Origin of the sequence: Moraxella bovis, from assembly GCF_002014975.1 — a bacterium.
Lineage (GTDB): Bacteria > Pseudomonadota > Gammaproteobacteria > Pseudomonadales > Moraxellaceae > Moraxella > Moraxella bovis.
In genome coordinates this window covers 1-24,482 of sequence record NZ_MUXV01000018.1, presented here as the reverse complement: position 1 = coordinate 24,482, position 24,482 = coordinate 1, and the positions used below count along the sequence as shown (strand labels likewise).

General features: G+C 44.0%; 18 protein-coding genes and 1 pseudogene. 10 read left to right on the top strand and 9 right to left on the bottom strand.

Annotated features, from left to right (window positions below; genetic code table 11):
• Positions 1-209: pseudogene (locus B0182_RS04640) on the top strand (hypothetical protein); the annotation flags it as partial.
• An 85-nt stretch (positions 210-294) separates the two neighbouring features.
• Here the strand turns inward: B0182_RS04640 and B0182_RS04635 are convergent.
• From B0182_RS04635 to B0182_RS04625, 3 genes are all read right to left on the bottom strand, one after another.
• Entirely contained in the window at positions 295-1,281 is a 987-nt protein-coding gene (locus tag B0182_RS04635; protein WP_078273815.1) for a malate dehydrogenase, read from the bottom strand.
• Positions 1,282-1,771: 490 nt separating this feature from the next.
• Positions 1,772-3,799 carry a lytic transglycosylase domain-containing protein gene (locus tag B0182_RS04630; RefSeq protein WP_228157709.1) on the bottom strand — a complete coding sequence of 676 codons (2,028 nt, stop codon included), beginning with the start codon at positions 3,797-3,799 and terminating at the stop codon, positions 1,772-1,774.
• Between the two features lie 372 nt (positions 3,800-4,171).
• The gene (locus B0182_RS04625) at positions 4,172-7,930 is read right to left on the bottom strand and encodes an AAA family ATPase (protein WP_078273817.1); all 3,759 of its coding nucleotides are present in this window, start codon (positions 7,928-7,930) and stop codon (positions 4,172-4,174) included.
• Between the two features lie 127 nt (positions 7,931-8,057).
• Between B0182_RS04625 and B0182_RS04620 the strand changes: the two genes are divergently transcribed.
• From B0182_RS04620 to B0182_RS04605, 5 genes are read left to right on the top strand one after another with little or no spacing between them, the layout of a single operon-like run.
• Positions 8,058-9,524: an N-6 DNA methylase gene (locus B0182_RS04620; protein ID WP_078273814.1), complete on the top strand. Its 1,467-nt coding sequence runs from the start codon at positions 8,058-8,060 to the stop codon at positions 9,522-9,524.
• Between the two features lie 38 nt (positions 9,525-9,562).
• Positions 9,563-10,093 carry an HsdM family class I SAM-dependent methyltransferase gene (locus B0182_RS15130; RefSeq protein WP_264676099.1) on the top strand — a complete coding sequence of 177 codons (531 nt, stop codon included), beginning with the start codon at positions 9,563-9,565 and terminating at the stop codon, positions 10,091-10,093.
• A gap of 11 nt (positions 10,094-10,104) precedes the next feature.
• On the top strand, positions 10,105-10,482 hold the full coding sequence (locus B0182_RS13850; RefSeq protein WP_112742588.1) for a hypothetical protein: 378 nt from the start codon (positions 10,105-10,107) through the stop codon (positions 10,480-10,482).
• Positions 10,379-11,206 carry a restriction endonuclease subunit S gene (locus B0182_RS04610; RefSeq protein ID WP_143821664.1) on the top strand — a complete coding sequence of 276 codons (828 nt, stop codon included), beginning with the start codon at positions 10,379-10,381 and terminating at the stop codon, positions 11,204-11,206. Before B0182_RS13850 ends, B0182_RS04610 begins: the two co-directional genes overlap by 104 nt.
• A gap of 11 nt (positions 11,207-11,217) precedes the next feature.
• Entirely contained in the window at positions 11,218-11,766 is a 549-nt protein-coding gene (locus B0182_RS04605; protein ID WP_158079630.1) for a restriction endonuclease subunit S, read from the top strand.
• Between the two features lie 24 nt (positions 11,767-11,790).
• Here B0182_RS04605 and B0182_RS04600 read toward each other — a convergent pair whose 3' ends face one another.
• A complete protein-coding gene (locus B0182_RS04600; protein ID WP_078273810.1) occupies positions 11,791-12,600 on the bottom strand; it encodes a sulfite exporter TauE/SafE family protein in 810 nt (269 codons plus the stop codon).
• 78 nt (positions 12,601-12,678) lie between these two features.
• Here B0182_RS04600 and B0182_RS04595 point away from each other — a divergent pair, with 78 nt between their 5' ends.
• Positions 12,679-13,521, top strand: a complete 843-nt coding sequence (locus B0182_RS04595; RefSeq protein ID WP_078273809.1) for a biotin--[acetyl-CoA-carboxylase] ligase — start codon at positions 12,679-12,681, stop codon at positions 13,519-13,521.
• A gap of 173 nt (positions 13,522-13,694) precedes the next feature.
• A complete protein-coding gene (locus B0182_RS04590; protein ID WP_078273808.1) occupies positions 13,695-14,411 on the top strand; it encodes a pantothenate kinase in 717 nt (238 codons plus the stop codon).
• A gap of 292 nt (positions 14,412-14,703) precedes the next feature.
• Here the strand turns inward: B0182_RS04590 and B0182_RS04585 are convergent, their stop codons facing one another.
• The gene (locus tag B0182_RS04585; protein WP_078273807.1) at positions 14,704-15,111 is read right to left on the bottom strand and encodes an alpha/beta fold hydrolase domain-containing protein; all 408 of its coding nucleotides are present in this window, start codon (positions 15,109-15,111) and stop codon (positions 14,704-14,706) included.
• Between the two features lie 595 nt (positions 15,112-15,706).
• Between B0182_RS04585 and B0182_RS04580 the strand changes: the two genes are divergently transcribed.
• Complete coding sequence (locus B0182_RS04580; protein WP_078273806.1) at positions 15,707-17,164, top strand: anion permease; 1,458 nt, start codon at positions 15,707-15,709, stop codon at positions 17,162-17,164.
• Positions 17,165-17,303: 139 nt separating this feature from the next.
• Here B0182_RS04580 and uvrC read toward each other — a convergent pair whose 3' ends face one another.
• From uvrC to rho, 3 genes are all read right to left on the bottom strand, one after another.
• Complete coding sequence (gene uvrC / locus B0182_RS04575) at positions 17,304-19,130, bottom strand: excinuclease ABC subunit UvrC (RefSeq protein ID WP_078273805.1); 1,827 nt, start codon at positions 19,128-19,130, stop codon at positions 17,304-17,306.
• Between the two features lie 133 nt (positions 19,131-19,263).
• A complete protein-coding gene (locus tag B0182_RS04570; protein ID WP_078273804.1) occupies positions 19,264-19,668 on the bottom strand; it encodes a hypothetical protein in 405 nt (134 codons plus the stop codon).
• Positions 19,669-20,059: 391 nt separating this feature from the next.
• Positions 20,060-21,316 carry a transcription termination factor Rho gene (gene rho / locus B0182_RS04565; RefSeq protein WP_078273803.1) on the bottom strand — a complete coding sequence of 419 codons (1,257 nt, stop codon included), beginning with the start codon at positions 21,314-21,316 and terminating at the stop codon, positions 20,060-20,062.
• A 641-nt stretch (positions 21,317-21,957) separates the two neighbouring features.
• Here rho and B0182_RS04560 point away from each other — a divergent pair.
• Complete coding sequence (locus B0182_RS04560) at positions 21,958-23,805, top strand: calcium-binding protein (RefSeq protein WP_078273802.1); 1,848 nt, start codon at positions 21,958-21,960, stop codon at positions 23,803-23,805.
• Between the two features lie 221 nt (positions 23,806-24,026).
• Here the strand turns inward: B0182_RS04560 and B0182_RS14245 are convergent, their stop codons facing one another.
• Positions 24,027-24,191 (bottom strand): hypothetical protein, encoded by a 165-nt coding sequence (locus tag B0182_RS14245; protein WP_158079629.1) that lies wholly within the window; start codon positions 24,189-24,191, stop codon positions 24,027-24,029.
• Positions 24,192-24,482 lie beyond the last annotated feature (291 nt).

Sequence of the window (24,482 nt, the reverse complement as noted above, 5' to 3'; positions counted from 1 at the left end):
ACTTGAGCAAGAATGAGTTTAGTTTGACTGGCAAAGGCGGTAACAAGAGGATTTATAACATCGGTATCGGTGGTGGGGCGTTACTTGGTGGTATGGTCATCGCTCATCAAGCCCTAGGACTGACCATGATAGGCTATGTCGGGGCAGGCGTGATGTTACTGGCGGTATTGGTGCATGGGATGAGTGTGAAAATGACACGTCATGCCTAGGACTTGTAAAGCCCCTACAAATCCCTTTAAAATGATAAAAAAATACCCCCTATCGTACGATAAGGGGTATTTGTCTAACTGCTAATTATAGCAAATGTGCAATCGCATCACGCTCTTCGGTTAGCTCGTTTAGCGTAATATTGATACGCTCTTGGCTAAACTCATCAATCTCTAAGCCTTGAACGATTTTGTATTCGCCATTTTCGCAGGTTACAGGGAAACCGAACATCACGCCTTCTGGGATATCATAAGAGCCGTCAGACGGAACGCCCATGGTTACCCATTCGCCATTTGAGCCCAACGCCCAATCTCTCATGTGGTCAATGGCAGCGTTGGCAGCGGAGGCCGCTGATGACAAGCCACGAGCTTCGATGATTGCCGCACCACGTTTACCAACTGTTGGCAAGAAGGTGTTAGCGTTCCACTCTTGGTCGTTAATCATCTCTTTGACGCTCTCGCCGTTAATCGTCGCAAAACGGTAGTCAGCGTACATGGTTGGGCTGTGGTTGCCCCATACGGTTAGGTTCTTGATGTCTTTGACGGCTTTACCAGTCTTTTTGGCGACTTGGGTCAAGGCACGGTTGTGGTCTAGGCGTAGCATGGCGGTGAAGTTTTTAGCAGGTAGGTCTGGGGCAGACTTCATGGCGATGTAAGCGTTGGTGTTGGCAGGGTTGCCGACTACCAAAATTTTCACATCACGGCTTGCCACGTCATTTAGGGCTTTGCCTTGTACGGTAAAGATTTTGGCGTTTTCTTGGAGTAGGTCAGCACGCTCCATGCCCGGTCCACGGGGACGAGCACCGACAAGCAGGGCATAATCTGCGTCTTTGAACGCCACATTTGGGTCATCTGTGCCAATCACGTCATGCAGCAATGGGAAAGCACAGTCATCAAGTTCCATGATAACACCCTGTAGGGCTTGTTGGGCTTTTTCGTTGGGGATTTCTAGAAGTTGCAAAATCACAGGCTGGTCTTTGCCAAGCATCTCACCGCTGGCAATACGGAACAATAGGCTATAACCAATCTGACCTGCGGCACCAGTTACCGCAACACGAACAGGCTGTTTGCTCATGACTTATCCTTAAAATAAAATTTGAAAATGGAAAAAATTTTGCTCAATTTTGCCTTTTGAAACCCATTTCAAAAACTGCAAAATCGCCCTAGTGTAGCATATTTTTTGGGGTATTGGCAAAGGTTTTTTGGGGCAAATTACCACCAATCGGCTTTTGTTAATTTACCATAAAAAGCTCGTACATTGACAGGCTTGTGTGGATTAGCGGTATTGGCAGGCTAAGTCATAACCCTTTTCACAGGCTTTGCTAAACCAGTATATAGAATGATGTTTTTGCATGAAAAATGGCTATCCGACCACTTAATTTAAAAAATTAAGTTAAAACTCTTAAAATTTACCCAGTTAAGTGGTCGGATTGTGGCTCGAAGTCAAAAGCTCGTTTGATAGAAGACTCACAAACTTCACTTTTTCCTTGAAAAACGGGCGATTCCCCTGCTTTTTTAAACAGGCATTTTTCATTGCAAATACAAAAGACAGGCAAGCCCTAGACTTACCAAGACGGCGATACTGTTCCCATGCGTTGGCTAATTGGGGTGTATCTGCCGAGTATCACGCCATAGATGGTGGCATTTTCCATGACGTGCTTGACATACTCACGAGTCTCTGAATACGGGATGGCTTCGACATATTGGTCAGCACTGATGGTACCATGCTTGGGTAGCCATTTGCGAGCAGGGGTTGTGCCAGCATTGTAGGCGGCGGTGGCAGGGGCGATTTGTCCGTTAAAATCACGGGTCTTATCCGACAGATACCATGTGCCATAGCGGATGTTGGTGTCAGGGTCGCTTGAATTACCACTACCGCCGATTTTGCCGGCAATCATCTTGGCGGTGTTTGGCATGATTTGCATCAGCCCACCTGCCCCCACACCCGAGCGAGCATTGGCAGCAAAACGGCTCTCTTGGCGAGTGATGCCATACGCCCACGCAGGATCAATGCCTGCACTGCCTGCATGAGTCATAAAACTGTGCTGATAAGGCATGGGGTGGCTAATCGCTGATGCTCTTAGGGGTGAATTTTCCATGGCGTGAATGCTACGGCTATAAATCCCCATGTCGTGGGCTTTTTTGGCAGCGGCAAGCACGAGCTGATGGTCGCCTGCGTTTGTGGTGGTACGCACCGCCCAGTTCCACTCACGCTGAATATACTCCATACTCGCCCCACTCTCCATGAGTTTAAAGGCACGAGCAAAATCAGGGTTTTGCATGATACGAGCGGTATCTCTGGCACTGATGTTTGGCATGCCGATACCGCCGATGTCATTGGCAGTTAGGGGCATGTTTAGCCTATCACGGGCAAGCAGACCATAATAATCTAAGTTTTTGGTGAGATTTTGGTAAATCTGACGAGCTTGTCCGCCCTTGCCCGTCTGCTCATAAGCACGAGCCAACCAATACTGCCAAACATTCTCGCCTGCCTTGGTCTTGTTCATCGCCCCGATGGCGTTAATCACGTCCGTCCATTGCCCAAAATAGATACCTGCTTGGGCATAGTCTTCGGCTTCTTCAAAGTTAAACGGCTCGCCCAGGCTGTTTCTAAACCAATGTACGGCTTCCATATTAAAGCCGTCATCGGTATTCATGTTCATACGCTTAACGGCAATGCTCCGCCATGCATAGCGACGTGCCATGTCCGAGAGCAGTTTTTGAGGGCGGGCGTTGTCTTGATTAATATCATAATTGAGCTGAGTGCTGGCCTCCCAATATGAACGATGAGCCAGTTGGCTGATGGCATAGACATATAGGTATTGGTTCGTCTCGCTAAACGGCATGGCATGAAACTGACTAAAAAAGCCGTTGGGATTTGAGCGGATAGTCGCAAGCGTGCCATAGTCGATGGTTAGGTTAAGCTGACGGGCAAGGCTGATGATGTCCGCACTCTTATCAAGGGGTGGGTTGCGTGATGACAGCTGACGGGCGTCGATTCTCATCATGCGAATCAGCTGTTCGTGGCGGTCGGTGCGACTGATGTGGCGGTTATTGCCCATTTCTAGGGCGAGCTTGTCGCACAAAGACTGCTTGATTTGGGTGTTTAGCCAGACATTCTCTTTTTGCTCTAAGGCACGGGCATCATTTGCTCCGTTATGACCTAGGGCAATGGCACATGCTTCAGACGCATCGGCATTGCGGATATTAGGAATGACCGCACGCACGCTGTGATAGTCACCTTGGCGTGCCTTTTCTTCGGCATAGTCTGCCACGAGTTTTTCACTGATGACGTGGTTGGGGTACTGCTGAACAAAGCTGTTAATGGTGCTAGGGTGATGATAGGTGATGTCGTTGTTAAGTCGCCAATAGGTCGGGTACATGGCAAACAGCGAGCCTTGCATGCTCTGCTCATACTGATACATGGCGTTGGTGTTGGACTTTTGGCGTTCGGCTTCCATGAACTGATAGACACTGCCGTCTTGGCTATAATCTTTGGCATTGGCACATGCCACAAGCGATACGCCCATGACAGATAGGGCAAGGGTAGATAAAGATAAAAAGCGTCCAGATGAGCGGTGTTTGGTGTGCATGATGGGTTCCATGATTTGGGCGGTAAAAAGATGGGTTAGCTTATCAAACTAATTTTGCAACTCATTTAGCGGTTGTATAAAAGTTGTAAATTTGGCGGATATTTTTAATGGCACACCCAACACACCTGATATTTACCACAGTTTTGTGGGGACTGGCTTTGAATACGTTTATAGGGCATTATTTTTACAAGTCGTACTCAGCACGCCGCTACATCATTGAATTTGTAGTAATTTTAAAGTTTCTTGGCTATAAATAATCAACCATGAAAATAAAAAACACGGACAAACAATGCCAACCATTTTTATTTTAAAAATCCCCAAAATACACACCGAAATAACAAGCACCCCCGCACTCATCCAAACACTCTTTTATCATTCACGGGGTTCTAGATATTTCTCCGCTTCTTCTAAATTGACCGTTACCAAACTAGAAATACCCGCCGTAGGCATGGTAATGCCCTTTAACTCATGTGCCGCTTGCATGGCAAGCTTGTTATGACTGATAAAGACAAACTGCACGCTGTCTGACAACTCATGAATCAGACTCGTAAACCGCCCCACGTTCGCATCATCTAAAGGGGCATCGACTTCATCAAGCACACAAAACGGAGCAGGGTGCTGTTTGAAAATCGCAAAAATCAGACTTAGGGCGGTCAGTGTTTTCTCGCCCCCTGACAGCACGGCAAGGCGTGAGTTTTTTTTGCCTTTGGGCTGTGCCATTAGCACGAGTCCTGCTCGCCATTTGTCCGCCTTGGGCAAGCTCTCATCATCGATGAGTGTTAGGCTTGCCTGCCCACCGCCAAACACTTTGGCAAACAACGCATTCATCTCATCATTGACCGCTTTTAACATGCCCAAAAACAGCTGTTTGGTCTTGTCATCAATGGCACGAATGGCGTCTTGGAGTTTTTTCATGCTGTCTGTGATGTCTGCCACCTGCTCATCTAGGGGCGAGACTCGCTCTTCTAACTCGGCAAGCTCCGCCGCCGCCGCCAGATTGACCGCCCCTAGCTTCTCAATGTCCGCCTTAATCTGCTCAATGCGAGAGCTGTTATCGGCAAATACAGGCGTACTCGCTCGAAAATCCGCCAACGTGGACGGCAGGTTAAACTGCTCATTCATGCCAAGCATCTGCTCGCCCAAATCCGCCAAACGGCTCTCCCCCACCGCCACATCAGCATGAGCATTGGCAATGCTCGCCTGTGCAGCAGCGAACTTAGCATGGGCATCGGTCAGATTCTCTTGTAGCCTGCCCTGCATGATGACCAGCGTTTTTGCCACCGCTTCATGCTCTTCGCTTTGCACTTTTAGCTCGGCGGTCTCAGCTTTTGCCTGCTTAAAGGCATCTTCTAACACAGGCAGTCGCTCACTCATCGCCACGCTCTGAGCGATAAGCTCCTTGGTCTCAGCATCCGCCTTTGCTACGTTCTCATGCGATAACTCTAATAGCCTTGTGGCGTGGGCTTTGTTTTGGGTGAGTGTGGTCTGTTTGAGTGTCAGCTCCTGTCTGTCTTGGGTCATCTGCTTGAGCTTGCCTGACAGCTCATCCACGCTTACCGACAGCACATTTAGGGTGTTTTGGGTGACCTGCAATACGGGCAAATGCTCATCTAGTGCCGTCATGCTACGCCCAATCTCATCATCCATGAGCCTAAGCTCGCCATCTAGCTCGGAGAGTTCATCGCTAAGGCTTATCTTTTGGCTGTTAAAATTCTCCCATATCAGCTTATCTTGACTTATCTGATGTTCTAGTTTGACCAGTTTTGCCTTGCTCTCGTGTAGGCTGTGGGTCAGCTCGCTGTGCTTGGCATGGCGTTCTTCTTGTGCCACTCTTAGGACATCCAGCTCGCTCATCATCGCCTTTAACGACCGCTGTTTATCATCTAACTCACTCTCTATCTGTCCCAGTTTCTCTTCTAGCTCATCTAAGCGTTTGGCGTGTTCGGCTCGCTCGCTAAGCACGCCCTGCCCCTGTCCGCCCTGCCCCAAAGCAGAGAGATGCACGACCCCAAAAGAGCCAATAATCCATCCTGTCTTTGTCAAAATCAGCACGCCTTGGGCAAGCTCATCCGCCCATGCCGTGACCAGTTTATCAAACCCCTTTTCATCAAGCGTTTGGGTATCGACATCCAGCAGATACACGCCCTGCCACAGTGCCAGCGTGGGCGATTTTATCAAGGCAGTGAGCGGAATGAGTTTATCACTACTTTGCCTAAAATTAGGTGCGGTATAAAGCACCATGCTCGGCAAGCGTTCATGGGCAGACAGCCCCGAAGTCTCGCCTTTGTGCTTGGCTTTTTTGCCGTCTTTTTTCTTATCCTTTTTATCATCATGGCTGTGCTTACCACCGTCCATGGCTGTGGGCAGATGATTGATGAGTGGCAACAAAGAAAAATCACGCTTACCATCTAGCACCCGAGCATCCAGCCAAAAGCCCAAAAATTTATCCAGAACATCGGCATATTTTTCGCCATCACAGGTTAGCTTAATGCTGTCTTTTAATGAGTCTAGTTGGGGCAGAGCGATACCATCCACACAGCTTTTGGTGTCAGTCCCACTGTTGTCTGTATCATCATCCGTGCCGTCATCATCGGCGGACGGGGCATGTTTGGGCTTATGCACCAGTTTGTGTAGGGTGTCATACTCGCCCATCATGGACGCATGGCGTTTTTCTAGTGCAGACAGCTCATCTTGCAATGCTTTGACCTGCCGACTTTTTTCATCAAACACCTGCCTGCCGTCGTCATCGGACAGCTTATCTATGGCAAGATTTAGCGTGACGATGTGGCTCGTCAGCGACTTTATCTCATCCTGCTCTTTGTCGTGGTTTTGCTCTTTGTTCTCGTGCTTATTGATGAGTTCTTGGTATTTTTTGGTGACTCGCTCGTGGCTTGTGAGTAGGCGGTTTTTTTGCGATGTCGCCAGTTTGTGCGTGTTTTCTAGGTCGTTCTTTTTTTGGGTAAGCTTGCTCACTTGCTGTTTGGCAGTGTTAAACGCCCCTTGGGCTTGGGTCAGCTCATCTTGTAAGGCGGTCAGTTTTAACGCCCCCTCGGTTACATCAGGGCTGATTTGCCCAAGCTCCTTGTCAATCTCATCAATGCTTTGTTGGTTCTCCACAATGCTCGCCTCTGACTGGGCTTTGAGCTCGGTTAGGCGGGCGATTTTGTCTTCACAACTGGCAATCTCTTGGTTTAGGCTATAATAGTTATGCTCTGCCGTCTGCTCTTTCATGCGGGCGTTATGGTAGTTGTCCCGTGCGTCATCTTTGAGCCAGTTTGCTTCGGCAAGTTTGGCTGAATAGACGTCCAGCTCTTTTTTGGCTTTACCCACCGCTTGTTCTAGCTCGTGCAGGATTTGGGCGGATTTGTCTTTGTCTTGTTTTTTAGTTTCTAGGTATTGCCACGCCTCAAAAATGCGTTTTAATAAGTCGTTTTTGTTCAGCTCAAACAACTCATCATTTAGGGCTTGGTATTTTTTGGCGGACTCGGCTTGACGGATAAGTGTTTTGTGCTGTTTTTTAAGTTCGCCTTGCAAGTCATTAAGTCGTGCCAGATTATCCTTGGTTTCATTTAACTGTTTTTCGGTCTCGGCTCGGCGTGCCTGATAGCGTGACACACCCGCCGCCTCTTCGATGAACTCACGCAGTTGCATGGGGCTAGAATCAACAATCCGCCCTATCATGCCCTGCTCAATCACCGCATAACTTCTCGCCCCAAGCCCCGTCCCCAAAAACACGTCCACCACATCACGGCGACGTACCTTTTGCCCATTGATGTAATAATCAGACTTGCCCTCTTTGGTCACTTGACGGCGTAGGGTCAGCTCATGGTATAGGTTTAGAGCATGGCGAATGCCTGTACTCTCATCTTGGGTATGCTCAAAGGTCAGCTCCACGCTCGCCAGAGATTTACCCGCTCGCCCTTCTACCCCTGCAAAGATGACATCGCTCATCGCCCCGCCACGAAGCTGTTTGGCACTCGTCTCGCCCAGCACCCAGCGTATGGCATCAATCACGTTGGACTTGCCACAGCCGTTTGGCCCAACAATGGCGGTAATGTCGTGCTTAAAGGTAAAAGTCGTGGGATTGGCAAAGGATTTAAAGCCTGATAGTTTTAGGGATTTTAGACGCATGATGATTGGGATTGGGTATGGAAAAGGGGTGTATTTTAGCAAAAAGTACCTTTTTATTAAACCAAAATCCATACCATTTGCCCTATTTTTATTGTAAAATAGCCATTTTTAAACTTTTGACACTGACATGATTACCGCACAAACCCTGCCAGACCTACTTGTTCTTTTAAACTTTAACCAGCATGGAAATATTTGGACAAAAACATTTAACGAAACCACTCTTTTACAAGTGGATTTTGACAACAAAACATTGATTTATCCCAAAAACTTAAAAATCAATGAAAAACAAACGTGTAATTTTAGCAGTAATGAGAATTTCGTGGTTTTTGAATGTGTTCATCGCTTATTAGAAAAAGGTTATCAAGCCTGTGATATAGAATTAGAAAAACGCTGGTCATTAGGTCATAGCCAAAAAAGCGGACGGGCTGATATTTGCGTTTATCATAATGATGACTTATTGATGATTATTGAATGCAAAACTTATGGCACAGAATACAATAAAGCCCTAAAAATACTCAAAGATGACGGCGGTCAATTATTTAGTTATTGGCAACAAGACCGCTCTGTAAAATGGCTTGGTTTATACGCATCTGATATTATTGATGATGAATTGATTTATAAAAATGACATCATCAAATGTAGCGATGACGAAAACCTAAAACTTCTTTTCCAAACAGATGAAAGCATTGGACTTTATAACAATGCCCATAACAAACAAAAATTGCACGAGATTTGGCAAGAAACCTATCTTGGACAATTACACCAAGAACTATTTTTTGGCGATGAAACCAACGCTTATCATATTGGCATTAAACCACTTCGCAAAAAAGATTTGCAAGATTTTAATCCCGATGACAAAATCATCAATCAATTTGAAGAAATATTACGTCATAATGCTGTATCCGATAAAGAAAATGCCTTTAATCGCTTAATTGCTTTATTTATTTGTAAATTGGTTGATGAAATTCAAAAAGACGAAAACAGCGAAGTAGAATTTCAATATAAAGTTGGTCAAGACACGTTTGAAACCCTACAAGACAGATTGCAACGACTTTATACGGAAGGCATGGATAGGTTTATGAAAGAAGAAATCTTTTATATTCCCAATGAATATGCCCAAGACATTTTTTCACGCTATCAAGGTGGCGATAGAATTCACGCCATTGATGAATTAAAACACACCATTCGCAAATTAAAGTTTTATACCAATAACGATTTTTCTTTTAAAGACGTACATAACGAAGCTCTATTTTTACAAAACGGCAAAATATTGGTAGAAATGGTACAGCTTTTTGAGAAATACCGCATTGTTTATCTATCAAAACATCAATTTTTGGGCGATTTATTTGAACAATTATTAAATAAAGGTTTTAAGCAAAACGAAGGACAGTTTTTTACCCCAAGTCCAATCACTCGTTTTATTTGGGATAGCTTACCACTACAAAATATCATTAACAAAAGTGATGATAAATACCCAAAAGTGATTGACTATGCGTGTGGCTCTGGGCATTTTCTAACAGAAGCCATAGAAGCCATTAATAACGCCAAACCCAATTCAAATAATGATTGGGTTCGTGATAGTATTTTGGCATAGAAAAAGACTATCGTTTGGCTCGTGTTTCGCAAGTATCCATGTTTATGAATGGTGCTGGCGACAGTAATATTATTTTTGGGGACGGCTTAGATAATGATATTGGCAAAGGCATACAAAATGAACAATTTGACATTTTGGTTGCCAATCCACCCTATTCTGTTTCGGCTTTTAAATCTCATCTAAAACTAAAAAACAACCAATTATCTTTATTAAATTTAATTACCAATAATGGCGGAGAAATAGAAGTTTTATTCTGCGAACGCATTGCCCAATTATTAAAATCAGGCGGTATTGGTGCAGTTATTCTGCCGTCTAGTATTTTGAGCAATGATAGCACAAGCTATACAGGTGCAAGAGAATTATTATTGCAAGAGTTTTTTATTCATGCTATTGTCAATTTAGGCAGTAAAACATTTGGAGCAACAGGCACTAATACGGTAATTTTATTTTTGGAAAAAATGAAGTATCCACCAAAACAAATAAATTTTGCCAAATATCATGCCCGAGCCATATTTAATAAAGCAGAATTAAATATTGGAATGATAAAAATGTTTATCAACGCTATTTAAATAAGATAGATGTGCCTGTTGATATTTATGATAAATTTCGCCTAAAAACATTGACATGGGACGAATTAACAACCATTGACAACGAATATATCGTCCTACATCGCCAATCTTTATTACCAAAAATTGGTTTGGATAAAACCCAAAAAAACCTATCTAATGATGAAAAAAATGCAATCATTACCAAAAAATTCTTAATAGAATTTGAATTATTAGAAAAAGAAAAAATTACCTTTTTTGCCCTAACGGACAATCAGAAAACCCTTATTATCAATGCCCCAAGCGAAAATGCCAAACAAAAAGAATTTTTGGGCTATGATTGGAGCAATCGTAAAGGGGCAGAAGGCATTCAAATCATCAAAGCAGGGGGGGAAGCTATACAACCACGATAATCGTTTTGCCGAAAACACATTGGCTCATTATATCCGTCAAATGTTTGAACGAAAAGATATTGCGATTGCTGACACTTATGGCGAATATGCGTATATGGTTAATACTGTAGATATGCTTGATTTTGGATTGATTGGTTTTAATAAATCCATTCGTACCATCATTCAAAAGAGAATTGAGATTAATAGTAAATATCCGCTTATAAAATTAGTTGATTTTCCAAGCGAAATCAGAAAAGGCAAATCGATTACTGCAAAAAATGCCATATCGGGCAATTACAAAGTTGTTGCTGGCGGTAAAGATTTTGCCTATACGCATAATGAATATAATCGTGATGAAAACACCATAACCATTAGTGCTTCTGGTGCAAATGCAGGTTTTGTTAATTTTTGGAAAGAAAAGATATTTGCATCAGATTGTACAACCATTCGTGGCAAAACTGAATTGGCAACCAAATATATATTTGTTTATTTACAAAGTATGCAACAGGCATTATTTGATTTGGCTCGTGGCTCGGCACAACCCCATGTCTATCCTGATGATATTAAAAACTTTAAAATTCCCTTACCGCCCCCAAGTATTCAACAACAAATTATTGATGAATGCCAAAAGATTGATGATGAATATGAAAATAGCCGTATGGCAATAGAAACTTATCGCCAAAAAATTGCGGATATTTTTAATGAATTAGAGATTGTTTACAAAACGCAGGGGGGGGGGGGTTAAATCTGGTTAATTTGGGAGACATTTGTCAATCATATATCGGACTAAATTATAAACCTGAACATATAAATGATAATGGCATTCTCGTGCTACGTTCATCAAATATTAAAAATGGAAAATTAGATTTTAATGACCAAGTACGAGTAAAGCTAAATATTAACGACAAGTATTTTGTTAAAAATAAAGATGTTTTAATTTGCGTTAGAAATGGAAGCAAAAAATTATTAGGTAAATCTGCTTATTTAGATACCCTAAATGAACCGATGACATTTGGGGCATTTATGGCAATTTGTCGTAGTAATAAATTTAGCAAATGGATTTACCTATGGACGCAAAGCAAACACTATGCAGAACAAATAGAAAAAATATCATCAACTGTTTCTATTAACCAATTAACTCAAAAAACCTTATTATCATTTAAAATACCAGTCTTACAGTCATATGATGAAATGCAAAAAATAATCGCAAAAGCCGAACTCTACGAACAAAAAATTGAAATTCATACAAAAGTTATAAATGAAAGCCAAAGAAAGAAAGAGGCAATATTAGCAAAATACCTATAAAGACAAAAATGGGGGGGTAGCCACCTACCCCACCACCCCACTCCACACCAATTGACAACCCACCACAATCAGCAAACAGGCAAAGGCTTTTTTGAGTGTGCCTGCTGGCAGTTTGTGGGCGATTTTTGCTCCAAGTTTGGCGGTAATAAAGCTCGCCACACTAATGGCAACAAAGGCAGGCAAATGTACAAAGCCAAGCAGTCCTGCCACAGGCTCACTCATGTTTGCCACATGACTTCGCCCAAATATCATAAATCCAAGCGCCCCTGCAATGGCAATGGGCAGACCGCACGCTGCCGAAGTCCCGACCGCTTGTTTCATGGGTAGACCTGCGTGGGTAAGATACGGCACATTTAGACTACCACCGCCAATCCCAAAAATCGCCGAAGCCATACCAATCACACCGCCCGCCACGCTCTGACTCATCGGCTTGGGCAGGGGCTTGATATTCTCGTCTGCCTTTTTCATGAACATCTGTATGGACATGGCAATGGCAAACACACCAATCAGACCTTGCAAATAATCCCCCTTGATAAGCGTTGCCACCCACGCCCCAAACAGCGAACCGACCACCAAGCCATAGGTTAGATTCTTAAACACGTCCCAACGTACCCCGCCTTTTTTGTTGTGAGCCGTCAAAGAGCTGATAGACGTAATGATGATAGTCGCCAAAGCCGTCCCCACCGACACATGGGGGATAAACTCGCTCGGAAAGCCATACGCCCCCAAAATCCACACAAGTGCAGGCACGATGATAAGACCACCGCCCACGCCAAACAGCCCTGCACACACGCCCGCAAACGCTCCTGCGACCACAAACCACAGATACATCATGTTACATACTCTCACATTTACCAAATTTATGGTATTATAGCTTATTTTTATTCATTTGAAACAACCAAAAACCGCCCCATGCCAAATTTTTTGACCGCCACGCCCCACACCCATTTTGACACGACAGGCAGCACCAACACCCAGCTTATCCACGCCATTACAGACGACACACACACACACACCGCCCCCCACCTATACACGGCAAACCACCAAACGGCAGGGCGTGGACAGCATGGGCGGACGTGGGTCAGCGGTGCGGACAATGTTTTTTTGTCTTTATATGTTCCGATTGGTCAGGGGCAATTTGAGTTACATCAATTATCGGGCTTATTGTCATTGGCGGTAGGCTATCAACTTGCTCAATTAAAAATCATTCAAACCATTAATCAAATTCGCACCGAAAATAACCTACCTCCCATTGGCGTAAAATGGGCAAATGACGTGGGCTTTTATGATGATAAGGCAGGATTTTTTAAAAAACTCTCTGGCATTTTAATTGAACCTGTTTTTAAAAAATTGGATAAAAATACGCTTGTGGGTGTGGTAACTGGCGTGGGGTTAAATGTCAATAATTCGCCTGTGATAAAAGACGGTCTTTATCAAGCGACGTGTTTAAAAGAATTATCCGACATAAAAACAACCGCCCAAGATTTATATATCCCAATAGCAAATTCAATCTTTCAAGCAATAGAAATTTGCAATGATTGTAAAGAACCCATGTATCTAAAAAATTTTATTGATAAATTTAACGCCAATCATCTTTTGACCGATAAACTTATTCATATTTTTATGCAAAATAATATGACGGATATTTATGCCAAAGGCAGATGTATCGGCATTGGTAATCAAGGCGAATTGTTATTAAATGACAATGGCGATATTAAGCCGATATTTGCAGGTATGGCAAAAATTGTGAATTAGGTTTTTAAATAAATTGTAGGGGAAAATTGCAATTTGCCCTTTATTAAAAATCGGTATTAAAATCGGTATTAAAAATTAGCATTTAAATTGAGATTTTTAAAAAAATTATCCCCACAATATGAGAATTTTTAAAATTTATATAAATACCAAAACCCATTTTATTAAGGAAAATTATGAAAAAACTTTGGCTAGATTTGGGCAATACCCGCCTAAAATATTGGATAGTCGATAACGACACCATTATCGCCCATGACGCAAAAGAACACCTAAAAGCCCCCAATGAGTTACTATTTGGACTGCTTGGCACATTGGCGAGCTTTGAGCCTGAATTTGTGGGGATTTCTAGCGTACTTGGCAATAAAATTAACACCGCCATTGACAAGACCTTGCAAGGCTTTGCCGTGCCGTTTGAATTTGCCAAAGTCAATGCCAATCACCCCCTTTTGACAAGCCATTATGACCCCAATCAGCTTGGCGTGGACAGATGGCTACAAATGCTTGGTGTGGTGGATAACACCAAAAAACAATGCGTGGTCGGCTGTGGCACGGCATTGACGATTGATTTGATAGAACACGGCACACATTTGGGCGGATATATCCTGCCCAACGTCTATATGCAACGCCACGCCCTGTATGCAGGCACTCAGCAGATTGCGGTCAAGGCTGGGCGGTTTGACCGCACCGAGCTTGGGCGGACGACCTTTGATGCGGTCAATCATGGCGTGCTGTTTGGTGTGGTTGGAGCGGTGCGTGCGGTGCGTGCCGATTATCCTGATTTTGAGATTACACTCACAGGGGGCGGTGCGGATATGATAAACGTTCAATTTGAGAACGCCCTGAATGTGGAGAAAGAGCTATTGCTTGAGGGGTTAAAGCGGTATTTTGCTTAACTCAAAACACAACGGAATACAATCCGCCCCTTAGCATGCTATTTTGCCAAACCTCAGTCTACAGCCCCCTGCAATCCCAAAAATATACCGTTTAGACCATGCTCAAAAGCCACTGAACAACTCACACAAAAGCATCTCCAAGCAATCAGTTGCAAAAGTCTGATCCAGTTTAGCCATGATACAAACAAATGTTTGGGATAAGTCTAAGTGGGCATGAAAGGAGATTTTGAGACTACTCAAAAAACAAAACCAACCAAAGTGAACATGCAAACGGTGTTTTCTTTTATCTAATTTATTTCACTCGCTCGCCAATCCATTGTGCCACATCGTCATTGATTTTTTGTCCGCCATTTTCCAGCATGAGCAAATGCCCAAAGTTTGGATACAAAATCAAACTTTTATCCACCGAGTTGGTCTCATTATAAAAATCAAGGGCATCTTTGGGGGTAACAAATTCGTCGTCATTGTCTTTTAAATATTTAACACCTTCTTTAAAGCTGTTGGGTAAAGACACCGAAAATTTGTCAAGCATCAATGGGTCGCCAGCCACCGACAAGCCAGCCCCTTCAAACGGAATGTTAAGTGTGGTCAAAGACACCGAGCCGTCCACAAAACTGCCCGCAGGTTCTGGGCGTGGCAAATGCCCAAAATTCATGGTGTTATAACGCAAAACACCCACCACCAAAATAACGCCATTCACATCTATAGCACTATTTACAATATAGAAATATTTTAGAAATAAACCAATCGTTTTTGCATGAAAAACGGGCGATTCCCCTGCTGTTTTAAACAGGCATTTTTCATGGCAAATACAAAAGGCAGGCACGCCCTATTATAAAATTTTAAAATTGACAAAAGAATAATGATTTTTGGAAAAGATGTCTTTAAATTTGGAAAAAACATTTATCACAACACAGCATTCTAATGCCACAACTTTTCTGTTTTACAATCAAATACCCCAAATAATAAATTTTACTGATATATTTATGAAAAATTAACCATAAATTGAGCAATTATACCACTTTTTGGTTATTTTTATCATTTTATCTGATGAATTTATCAAAACATTCCTTAAATAACCCCACATATTTTGTGGGTTCATGCCAATAATTCTGTTATAATCAAATCAAAAAATCATGCTGATAAAAGTTTGATATTTGTTGCATTTTATCAATAATCGGATGATGATTTTTTATTTCATTTTAAATCCTTAAAATTTATAAGGATATTTTACCCAATAGGGAAATTGGCAAGGTTTTATTTTTAACATCTTACGATAATAAAAAGGTGAACATATGCCATTTAAGCCCGTTTCTGCGGTCATTGCCGTGCTTGTTACCCTCATCATTTGGTTTGGTATTCCTGTACCACAAGGCGTTGAGCCGAACGCATGGCACCTCCTTGCGTTGTTTGTTGGGACGATTGTTGCGATTATTGGTAAGGCATTGCCCATTGGGGCGATTTCTATCATCGCCACTACCCTTGTTGCCTTGACGGGCGTAACCGCCGACATGCCCAAAGATGCGATGAAAGATGCGTTATCTAGCTTTTCAAGTCCGCTTATCTGGCTCATCGCTGTGGCGGTCATCATCTCACGAGGGCTTGTCAAAACAGGGCTAGGGGCGAGGATTGCTTATAGTGTTATCGGCTTTTTTGGCAAAAAAACTCTCGGCATTGGCTATTCACTGGCAATCGCTGAGACCTTGCTTGCCCCCATTACCCCATCAAATACCGCTCGGGGCGGGGCGATTATCTATCCCATTACTCGCTCTATCGCCGAGAGTTTCGGCTCAAAGCCTGATGACGGCACCACCAAAAAAATGGGCGAGTATTTATCACTGGTAAACTACCAATCCAACCCAATCACCTCCGCCATGTTCATCACTGCCACCGCCCCAAACCCTTTGGTAGTGGAGCTGGTTGGCAAAGCCACAGGCAACGAGATTCATATGTCGTGGACAACGTGGGCAGTCGCCATGCTCCTACCGGGGCTTGCGTGTATTCTACTTATGCCCCTTATCATCTACGTTCTTGCCAAGCCTGAGATTACCCAAACGCCTGATGTCAAAGACTTTACTCGTCAAAAACTTGCCGAGCTTGGTAAATTAAGCCGTGATGAAAAAATCATGCTTGGCGTATTTAGTGGTATGCTCCTACTATGGGCAAATGTGCCTGCCATGCTGTTTGGCGATGCGTTGGCGGTGGATGCGACAGCGGTGGCGTTTTTGGGCTTGTCGGTCGTCATTTTGACAGGCGTGCTGACATGGGATGATATTTTAAAAGAAAAGTCGGCTTGGGATACGCTTGTGTGGTTTGGCGTATTGATTATGATGGCGACTTATCTGAACAAACTTGGGCTAATTGCATGGTTTTCAGGTCAGATTGAGACTGCCATTGCGGGCATGGGACTTGGCTGGATCGGTGCAATGGCGATTTTGACACTTGTGTATCTGTACACCCATTACTTTTTTGCCAGTACAACCGCTCACATCACGGCAATGTTTGGGGCGTTTTATGGCGTGGGGCTGGCTCTTGGGGCTCCGCCCATGCTCTACGCCTTGATTTTGGCGGCGTCAAGCAGTCTGATGATGACGCTCACGCACTACGCCACAGGTACAGCTCCTGTCATCTTTGGGGCGGGCTATGTCTCGCTTGGGCAATGGTGGAAAGTCGGGGCGGTTATGAGCGTGGTCAATCTTGTGACATGGATTGGCGTGGGGCTCATTTGGTGGAAAGTGCTTGGGTATTATTGATAGGCATCATGAATTAAGATTTACAACATGACGATGTAAGGCATCTTAATAAAACTTGATTAACCCTTGACCAAACAACACCCAAAAATAAGGGCAAATTGGATTTGTCTTTATTTTTACCGCCCAAAAGACACACCATTCACCCATGCAAACTTTTATAAATCGTCCCTGCCAGCACCTTGCCAATGCCCTTGACGCTGGCAATCTCACTTTCGGACGCACCAAGGAGCTGTTGAATACCGCCAAAATGAGCCAATAGGTCTCGCCTGCGTTTTGCCCCCAGATTGGGAATGACTTCCAGCACGCTTGCCCCACGAGCCTTGTCTCGTTTTTTGCGGTGAGCGGTAATGGCAAAGCGGTGAGCTTCGTCTCGTATGTGCATGATAAGGTGCAATGCCTTAGAATCCATTGGCAAATCTATCGGCTCATGCTCCAAAAAGTGTAGCACTTCAAGCCCCGCCTTTCGCCCCTCTCCCTTTGCCACGCTGATGAGTAGCGTGTCGTCCAATTTATCAAGCTCGGTTAAGACTTCTTTGGCGATATTTAACTGCCCTTTTCCACCGTCTATCAATAGCAAATCAGGCAAGGGGTGCTTGGCATACCGCCTTGTCAGCACCTGTCTCATCGCTCCATAATCATCGCCCCCGACCACGTCATGAATGGCGTACTGGCGATAATCCCGCTTTCTCGCCCCCCGACTGTCAAACACCACGCACGACCCCACCGCCAGCTCGCCCATGGTATGACTGATGTCAAAGCACTCAATGCGGTTAATTGCCTTATCTGACACCGCCCCTAGCACCTGTTGCATGGCGACAAACCGCTCATTTAATTCATTAAAATCAGACAACTTGGCGGTCAAGGCATTATGAGCATTCAAAATCGCCAGCTCCTGCCACTCTCGGCGGTGCTTTTGTACTCTGTCTTTTATCAGGCATTTTTTGCCAAATTCATCATGGAGTAGCTCGGCAACCGTGTCTTTGTCATCTATCATCTCATTGATGATAATCTCTTTGGGCAAATCATCGCTCACCTCCAAATAAAACGACAACAAAAACCGTTCGAGCCGCTCGGCAAGCGTATCAAACACCCCCACATCATCAGGAAAATAACTCTTACCGCCCAGCACCTTACCACCACGCACGGTCAGCACATGGACGACCGTCAGCCCGTTTCTGTCGGCAATGGCAAACACATCGGCACTGCTGTCATCGCCCACCCGATACACCGCTTGACGGGCGGTGATGTCAGAGAGCATGGCAAGGCGGTCTCGGTAAAAAACGGCTTGCTCAAAGTACATATTCTCGGCAGATTCGTGCATTTTTTGGGCAAGCATGGCTTGCAATTCGCCTGTTTTACCATTCAAAAAATCAAGTGCTTGTCCCACATTGTCATCATAATGCGTCTGACTAATCAGCCCCACACACGGAGCGGTACAGCGTTTGATTTGGTGTTCTAGGCAGGGGCGTTTGGCATTGGCAAATACGCTATTGGTGCAGTTTCGTAGCATAAAAAGCTTTTGCAAAAGTAGCACCGCTTCTTTGGCACTATTGGCGGACGGATAAGGCCCAAAATAGCGACCTTCGGCATGATTGCCCTTGCCCCGCCCCACCGCAAGGCGTGGGAATTTGTCCTTTGAGATGAACAGATACAGATAAGATTTGTCGTCCCTTAGGATAATATTATAAGGCGGACGGTGCTGTTTGATGAGATTTTGCTCAAGAAGCAGAGCCTCGCTCTCGCTCCGTGTGATGATAATCTCAATATCACAAATGCGAGCGACTAGGGCGACTGTTTTCGGGTGGTCAATGGTCTTGGCAAAATAGCTGTTCACCCTGCTTTTTAGGGATTTGGCTTTTCCAACGTACAAAATCTCGCCCGACTTACCGAGCATTTTATAGACACCAGGCAGATTGGGCAGGTTTTTTAGGAGCTGGGTAAGATGGTCGGAATAGGCTTGATTCATGGTAAAAACGAGATATCTTTCACTACTTTATAAGGTAAATTTTTGCTTTTGCAAGCCCGCCCCTAGCAATAGGCAAATAAAAAAAGAGCCACAAAAATATGGCTCTTTTAACTCAATAAGAAAACTTAATGAATTACTTAGTTTCGGTTGCAGGAACAGTAGCAACAGCAGGGTTTTCGTTGGTTACAGTTTCAGTACCTGCGGCAGCGGCAGCACCGTCAGCTGCGTCTTTGGCAGCGTCGGCAGCTTCTTCGGCAGCGTCTTGTGCGTTTTCAGCAGTCGCTTCAGCTTGCTCAGCAACAGTCTTGTCAGCAGATTGAGCGTCAGCAGCAGCAGTAGCAGCAGTGTCAGCAGCAGCTTGGGCAGTGTCAGCAGCTTGTTGTGCAGCAGCATCAGCAGGAGCAGCGTTTGCGGCGGCTTGTGCTTCGTTCGCTGCTTCTTGGGCAGCAGCAGCAGCTTCTGGTGCTTCTTCCGCTGGCTTTGAGCAAGCGGTAAGAGCCAATGAACCGATTAAGGTAGCTAGGATTAACTTTTTCATGATTTTCTCCAAATGTTAGGATGAACATAGAATTAAGGCAAAAAAACTGCCATGTTTAATCTCTGTTTTTAACAAAGATTATCATCGCAGAATATTTACCCCTATATTTCTTGTACTATTATATAAACATCATTCGGCAATAACAAATGATTTTTAGTAATAAATGCAATCAATCTGTAACAAAACATTTCTACAGAAAGCTATTTTTGATTTTTGTCATTAAAATGACGTAAAATTTTCTTAAACTGATTATTTTTCAAAAATTTTAATAACACCTATTTTTAAACATACTGAGCAAATACTCTAAGAATGATTATATTTTAGTCATTTTTTAATAATGACAGCTTGCCAATATTAAATGATTTATCATTCTTCTTAATAATTCATGACTTTATTTGGTCATGTTATTAAAAAATTCATCGTTAGTTTTGGCGTCTTTTAGGCGGTCAAGTAAAAATTCGGTCGCCTGATAATCATCCATCGGCTGTAACAGTTTGCGAAGCACCCACACTTTACGAAGCATTTCTTCATCGATGAGACGTTCTTCACGGCGGGTTGATGATTTTTTGATGTTAATGGCAGGGAAAATACGGCGTTCGGCAAGCTCTCGCTCCAAGGTAATCTCTTGGTTGCCTGTGCCTTTAAATTCTTCAAAAATCACGCTGTCCATCTTCGAGCCTGTGTCGGTCAGGGCGGTGGATATAATGGTCAAACTGCCACCTTCTTCGACATTACGAGCCGCTCCAAAAAAGCGTTTTGGACGCTCCAACGCATTGGCATCCACACCCCCTGTCAGCACCTTGCCGCTTGATGGAATGACTGTGTTATAAGCACGGGCTAGGCGTGTAACACTATCTAGTAGGATGACCACGTCTTGTTTGTGCTCAACAAGGCGTTTGGCTTTTTCGATGACCATCTCAGCCACTTGGATATGGCGAGCAGGTGGCTCATCAAAGGTCGATGCGACCACTTCGCCACGCACAGTACGCTGCATTTCGGTAACTTCTTCGGGGCGTTCGTCAATGAGCAGAACGATAAGATAACACTCGGGGTGGTTTTTTGAGATGGCTTGGGCGATGTTTTGTAGTAGTACCGTCTTACCTGCCTTGGGTGGGGCGACGATGATGGAACGCTGACCCTTACCAATGGGAGCAATGAGGTCAATCACACGCCCTGTCAAGTCTTCGGTCGTGCCGTTGCCCACTTCTAGACGTAACTGCTGGGTGGGGAAAAGCGGTGTTAGGTTCTCAAAGATGAGCTTATGGCGTGAACGGTCGGGCGTATCAAAGTTAATCTCACTGACCTTTAATAGAGCAAAATACCGCTCGCCATCTTTGGGCGGTCTGATTTGCCCTGCGATAGAATCACCTGTTTGCAGGTTAAAACGGCGGATTTGGCTTGGGCTGACATAAATGTCGTCAGGCCCTGCCAAATATGAACCTTCTGATGAACGCAAAAAGCCAAAACCATCTGGCAAAATCTCCAATACGCCATCGCCATAAATCGGCTCGCCGTTTTTGGCGTGGGTTTTTAGAACGGCAAAAATGATGTCTTGTTTACGGCTACGAGCCATGTTTTCAAGCCCCATTTGCTCAGCAATGTATAGCAACTCACTGACAGGCTTGCGTTTTAGTTCGGTCAAATTCATGAGATGATCTAGATAAGATGTGTAGAAGTGAAAACAAAATGAACTCCGCCAAGAAAAAGTCAAGGACTGACGAGGGCGGTAAAAATATGAAAGGATAAATCAGCCGCTCATAATAACTGCTCTTTGCCTGAATGTCAAGGGCTTGGGGGTGATTTTTTGATATGCCAAAGGCTAGTCGTTGACGTATGACTAGGACATAATCGATTTCGGCATTTACAATAAAAATATCTGCCTAAAAAACAGGTTGAGAGCAAGGGGGGTTGCTCACTTTATTAAGAGAAATAAGAGCCTTGAATCCTCCATCAGACACACCGTAATTAAAATCATGGGCTCTGGTTCAAAAAGTATGCTACAAAGAAAACCGTTCGTGGCGAGCTTGTCAAACCATAACGGTTTTCCTACCCGCAGGCAGGCTCAGGAAGAACGGAAAACCTAGTTCAGCATACTTTTTAGACTACTACCAAATCATGAAATTAACCACGCCTTATAAAAAACCTCATCAACAGTAGATATACCCCAACACACACCTTTATCGCCAAAATTTAAAAGTACGTCTTTTTTTACTTGTTATTTTGTATTTTTTTGGTTATATTGAGAATACGATTAACTTCTATTCATCATTAACCACACAAGGAATTATTATGGCAATGTTTGACTTTCGTCATTTTGACAGCGACCAATCCACCGAACTTATGCACACCACCAGTAAGCTGGCTCAGCATGCTAATGTCGCCAGTTTCGCCAAACTTATACCCGATGGCCTAAAAGGCATTAATGCTGCCCTAACCTTACCCGATGGCTGGCGTTCACTCACGCCAGCCGAACTCAACTTACCGAACAGTGCTGTGGACATCTATGGTTACTACACTTTTGTAAGTACCATCACCGGTGACCGTCCGATTAATGGTTCAGGACCACAGGTTATGTTGGTTGGTGAATTTGATGATACTGGCAAGCCCACTCGCCTTGGCATCAGCTGGGCTGGCACCAATGATTTGCTTGATGTGGCGGATTATTTTCATCTCAACGAAGGTAAGATTGCCCCTAACATGCAGCCACTTTTGCAAGCCATCAAAGACTATGCCACCGCCCACGACCTATCGGGCAAAGACGTGTTGGTTACAGGTTACAGTCTAGGTGGGGGCTACACCAATATCATGGCAAAACACCGTGAATCATTGACTGATGGATTTTTTAACGACGCAATATACATCGGTCATGCCAGTCCTGTCATCTACGACAATCCTGATGTTATTTTGAACATGGGTTATGAAAATGATGCCGTCTTTCGCATCACAGGCTCTCACACCAGTGTTGCTGATGCCATCGCTGGTGGCGGTCCTGCATTGTCCAACATAGACAATGATTTTGACAGCAGTATTGACAATGTGGTATTGGTGACAGGCGCGTATGCCTCGGCTTTGTGGGATGTCAACAACCCCTTTGTCATGTCACTTATCAATACTGCCCAAGGCTGGGCAGCACATACAGGTGCATTGGGTCAAGATACTTTAGAACGTATTACCAACTCATCTTTTTATGAGTTTACCCACAGAGACAGCCGCATCATCATCGATCAGCTAAATGCCGCCGAACGTCTTAGCATGTGGGTCAAGGACAAAAGCCATCAAGCGGACAAAGTTGGTAGTTTCATCATTGGCTCAAACCACAACAACCTTATACAAAGTAGCAAACAGGGTGACTACATCGATGCCAAAGATGGCAATGACCGCATCGTACTGGCACAAGGTGCAGACCGTGTGGATGGCGGTGCAGGCGTTGATACTGTCATCTTACAAGGCAAAAGCCAAGATTGGCATGCCTATCGACTGTCTGATGACACAGTATTTATGCACGCCAAAGACGGTACAGGCATCAAACACCTTGAAAATGTTGAAAAAATTGGCTTTAATAACGAATCCTATACCCAGATTCGTCCTTATGACATCAGCTCAGAAGGTCTTGTCTCCAACCGCTATCTCATCAAAAGTCGCAATACAAACATCGACTATCAAGACCATCTTGAAGGCAGCCAGTCAGATGATGTCTTGACAGGCGACATCATCTTTGCCAGAGAAGGCAATGACGTTCTGTACGCACTAAACGGCGTCAATGGTCTGTTACACGGCGGAATAGGCGACGACCGCCTATTTGGCAATGATGGCAACGACCATCTGTATGGCGGTGAAGGCAATGACTATCTGTATGGTGGCAAAGGCAACAACATACTGTTTGGTGGTATCGGCGATGACATTTTTGCATTTAACCAAGAAAGTACTGGCTTGAACATCATTCGTGACTTTAATAGCTATATTGGCGACCATGACAAGGTCATCTTTGACAATGTTTTTGCCAACATAAATGAGCTTAGTCAAGCCACCCATCATATTGGCAACGATGTTCACATCAGAGCCACTGATTTGTACATCATCATCAATAACACCAACGTTGATGACGTCTTGGCTCATGCCAGCATATCAGGGGCATAAGCTAAATTATCAACTGGTAAGCGCACCCCAAAAGTGACACACAACTTTTGGGGTGTGGTTGTGACAAACGGCTTGCACTTTTGAGGCAAACTCACCCACCAGTTTTATTAAAAAACAATCAGCACTTTATCTTTTTGGTTTTGTAAACAACATCAAGGCTTGTCACCCAATCATCGATATAAACCCAGTCATCTTTAAGACATTCAATAGCATATCTTTACTTACTTTGTGGCGTCAATAATTTTGTACATACAGTCATCAATAATGTCAATCGGCACTTTTGTTGGCTCATCAATACCCGCTTTAAATATCATGTAATAAATACAGCTTATCGCATTGGCATGCTCTTTAGGAAAGGCAATCTGACAATTCTCTTCATGTAGCATCAATATCGGGGTGCAGGTATGTTATCAAAAACCTTATGACCAATATCAGGTAACTGTTTTTGTTGCTTTCAGCTACATCTTTTTTGGCGTTATGTTGTTCTGTATTGACCTCAATACTCTCTCCTGCACGATTTTCATGAAACCCTTAGGGAGTCACCAGAGATGGAATAACCCAATTTTTCTAGGGTGCCGGTGCCATCCACCAAAACCACCGCATCTTTGTTGATTTTTTTGATAGATTTGCCATTGAACAGCATATCTGTATTTTCGATGATACACCCACCAAACCCC